Source organism: Fusibacter sp. (genome assembly GCF_057447755.1).
This window is the reverse complement of the sequence record NZ_JBVBZF010000365.1, coordinates 1-3411: the sequence shown is the minus strand read 5'-3', so window position 1 is coordinate 3411 and position 3411 is coordinate 1. Positions and strand designations below refer to the sequence as shown.

The 3411-nt window shown below is 32.0% G+C and carries 5 protein-coding genes; all 5 read right to left on the bottom strand.

What is annotated here, in order from left to right; all coding sequences use genetic code 11:
- Window positions 1–443, bottom strand: a 443-nt coding sequence (locus tag AC220I_RS20245) for a hypothetical protein (RefSeq protein ID WP_486725678.1), incomplete at its 3' end; no start/stop codon positions are given.
- Window positions 444–590: 147 nt separating this feature from the next.
- Complete coding sequence (locus tag AC220I_RS20240) at window positions 591–1073, bottom strand: hypothetical protein (RefSeq protein ID WP_486725677.1); 483 nt, start codon at window positions 1071–1073, stop codon at window positions 591–593.
- An 82-nt stretch (window positions 1074–1155) separates the two neighbouring features.
- Complete coding sequence (locus AC220I_RS20235; RefSeq protein ID WP_486725676.1) at window positions 1156–1605, bottom strand: hypothetical protein; 450 nt, start codon at window positions 1603–1605, stop codon at window positions 1156–1158.
- Window positions 1606–1613: 8 nt separating this feature from the next.
- A complete protein-coding gene (locus AC220I_RS20230) occupies window positions 1614–1862 on the bottom strand; it encodes a hypothetical protein (protein ID WP_486725675.1) in 249 nt (82 codons plus the stop codon).
- Window positions 1863–1935: 73 nt separating this feature from the next.
- Complete coding sequence (locus tag AC220I_RS20225; RefSeq protein ID WP_486725674.1) at window positions 1936–2373, bottom strand: hypothetical protein; 438 nt, start codon at window positions 2371–2373, stop codon at window positions 1936–1938.
- Between the last annotated feature and the right edge of the window lie 1038 nt (window positions 2374–3411).

Sequence of the window (3411 nt, the reverse complement as noted above, 5' to 3'; positions counted from 1 at the left end):
GGCTTAAGCAAGTAGCCATCATAATAATATAATGTAATACCGTTGTATTTCTTTAAAAGCTCTTTAATTTTCAACCTAAATAAAGATTTCTCAGCACCTAAAAAATGATATTTTTCAACGTCAACACCAACAAGATCATCATAAGATTTAACAGGCAGTGAAGAAGCTTCGCAATTTTTAATAAAAACATTATAATGAACTTTCTTATCACCATATCTTTCGTGTGTCCTTCTGATAATGAGAGTAGGTTGAAGGATTTTATTATTAATTTCATTTGCTTTATTCATAATGGAAGTTCTATAATTTTGTACCGCTTCGATAAGCTCATTTGCTCTATTGATAACCGATAGTGAATGATTTTCATACCACAAAAGGTCATCAAGTGATTTAACCCCATCAAGGGATAACGGTTCAAAACTTACCGATATATTATTATAACCCAAAATATCACGCTCCTTATGAAGCGTCAGTCAGACGCTTCGTGTGTCATACAAATAGTTTTAAGATCCGCAAACCGGCGCCAAAATACTGTCATACATAAGATTGAACCACACCCCTTTTCCAGTTGTAGATAAGGGGTGTGAGAATAATTAATATGGCAAACAGCCGTGAATTGCAAACTGGAAGATTTCAAAAGCACTCTTGCGATTCCAGAGCAAAGGGTCAAATTCTCCTACGTGTTTAATGTAAAGGTAAATTCCTTTCATAAACTGATCAATCCCAATTTCAAAATATTTCAGTTTAATCCTGTCAAAGTAGTTATAACAAGCACCATCAAGAAAATATTCAAAATTTGCACTTTCCTTAAGTTCCGAACTAAACACAGACTTTAGAAGTAAGCTGTCTTTACCAAAGTAATAAGACATACCATCATCCATTCTAACCGTTAAAACTATATCGCAATCAAAATTCGAACCCTTATAACATTTCTCACAATCAAAACATTTACACAAGTTGCAAATTGGATTTTCACGGGAACATTCGGGACAAACTATCAAATGAGTACTACCATCAAAAACACCTTTAATTTCAAAATCACAAGCAGAACATTGTTCAACAAATTCAAATTTCATAATAAATAACTCCTTAAAAACTAATATTTTAGCTCATGCGGTCATGTTCTCCACAAGACCGCATGAGTTAAAAGAGGAAGTATCAAACATCATAATAAAATTGGTATCTCAAAACATATCTATTTGGACAAATATATTTGATAATAGGCTCACCACCAAATTTTTGACCAGTGCAATCGTAAAGCGAGTTACGAACATGAATGTATTCAGAAGATAAATTTAAGTCGTTTATAAATTTAAAGACTTCATTTTCTGAATCAGCTTTTAAGAAATACAGTTCCCTAGAGGAATCGTAATCACCATCAATATGGGATAAAATAATGCGAGGGTCAGAAAGTTCATCATATTTTGTTAAGCGTTTAATAGCACATCTGAAATTCTTAATATTGTCACTGTAAAATTTATCGAGGGAATCAGCTTCAACGTTCATAGCTCGACGTCTTTTTAACTTTTCTCTATGCTGACGAATAAGCAGATAATATTGACAGATCCATTCTTTCTCTAAATTGTTAAAAGAAGATTTTTTAAACATATGCCCCCCTAATCCTGTACAAGCTCAACAAAATCGTCACAATATTTAATAAGGCGAATAACAATGGATGAAGCTTTACCACCTTGAAGAACAATAATATTCTTGATTGCATCAAATAAAAATTTATTAATGGTTTCGCAATCCTTATTCAAAACAAATCTTTCAGCAAAATCATCTTTAACAGAAAGAGCAATACACGTTTCAACGCTCTCGTTTGAATATTTATCATACCCAAAAGTCACTAAAATTTTTTTCATAAAAACCTCTTTTCATTATATTTAAGTCAACGGTCACACTAGAGCATGACCGTGTGGAATCAATAGATAAATTCTAGAAATTATAGTTGTATTTTAAAGAGTAGCGACCATCACAGACTCTTTTGATAACTGGCAAGCCACCCAAAAGTTCACTTAAAGAAGAAGGAACATCACTAGGCAAACCGCTGTCTCTGATAAATTTAACAACTTCATCATGAGAATTTGCTCTTAAAAAAAATATTTGCTTAGTGGTATCAGGTGTTGAATCAGAATAATAAAGAATTATTCTAGGATCAATTTGTATGTCTGAGTTTTGAAGAACTCTTTTTAAAGATAAGCGAAACATGCGGATATTATCTTTTAAGTATTCATCAATTGAATCAGGAACAATCTTATCTTTTCTACGTTCTTTATACTTGTCCTTATGTTGTCTAATCACCAAATACTGATTTCTTATAAATTCTTTTTCGCTATTGGTCAATGTAGAACCTTTTTCTAATGCACTTTTCATGGTGTACGCTCCTTAAAATCATTTATTTGAATTACCTTACAAGATAATTATACCGCAAAACAGACGATAATGCAACATAAAAGCACAAATTTAATAAAATAAAATTCCTTGAAAACAGCTTGACAGAAGGGTTTCAAACCATTAGCTTTGTGAAGTGTGTTCGTCGTTTGGGGGCGAAACCCCATAAAAGCATTTCAAAAGGGCGGTGGGTGGGGAAGTATAGTATTTAGAATAATTTTGAACGATATAGCATAATGGAATGAACCGAGTAAAGCTAAAACCCTTTAGCTTCGCTTGGTGTAATGAAGTGAAGCAGTATCGCTTGCTGTAGGGGGTCAAGAAATTTTTTTCAATTTTTTGCAAAGCTAAAAATTTCAAAAAATTACTTGATGTCCGAAAGTTCGAAATCTATTCTTAGCCTTAGCACCTAATCAAAAAGCGATAAGTGCCTAAGAGGGGAGCAACCTCTTAGGCACTTATCGCTTTTTCACTTTTTTAAAAACGCAGCAGCGTTCGCCATGACGTGAAGCCATAGGCAAACACGTCATACAAAAACCGCTTTATATCCTGGAGATTCAACGAATAAATGTCATACTATATCAAACCAGTCCACAAAAGCAAAATAGGAAGAACAGATAAAACAATGGACAAACACAAACATACAACTAATGTTTTCAAGTATTTATCAAACAACGGTTCAATCTCTTTCTCGTCTATTTTATAACGATTAGGTTTAAAATAAAGTCGGCGTATTTTGAATATCATATAAAATACCATATAAAAACATGCTAGAGAAAGAACGAAAGATAATCTCTGTATAAAAATATATTTAGGAACATTTAAAGGATCTAACACTAGAGCATTATCAAATGGAAAGATTCCATATTGACGTAATAAAATTAAAATAAACAAAACGACCATTAAAATAAAAAAATATCTAAACTTGTAAATCATATTCAATATAACCCTCCGTATTCAAAACTATTAGATTTCTATAATTTCTTGATTAGCATTCATATTTTTAATAATTACTTACTT

Excerpts from the sequence above, each read along its gene's own strand:
- AC220I_RS20235 (WP_486725676.1), bottom strand. The coding sequence starts at position 1,605 with ATGTTTAAAAAATCTTCTTTTAACAATTTAGAGAAAGAATGGATCTGT.
- AC220I_RS20225 (WP_486725674.1), bottom strand. The coding sequence starts at position 2,373 with ATGAAAAGTGCATTAGAAAAAGGTTCTACATTGACCAATAGCGAAAAA.
- AC220I_RS20240 (WP_486725677.1), bottom strand. The coding sequence starts at position 1,073 with ATGAAATTTGAATTTGTTGAACAATGTTCTGCTTGTGATTTTGAAATT.
- AC220I_RS20230 (WP_486725675.1), bottom strand. The coding sequence starts at position 1,862 with ATGAAAAAAATTTTAGTGACTTTTGGGTATGATAAATATTCAAACGAG.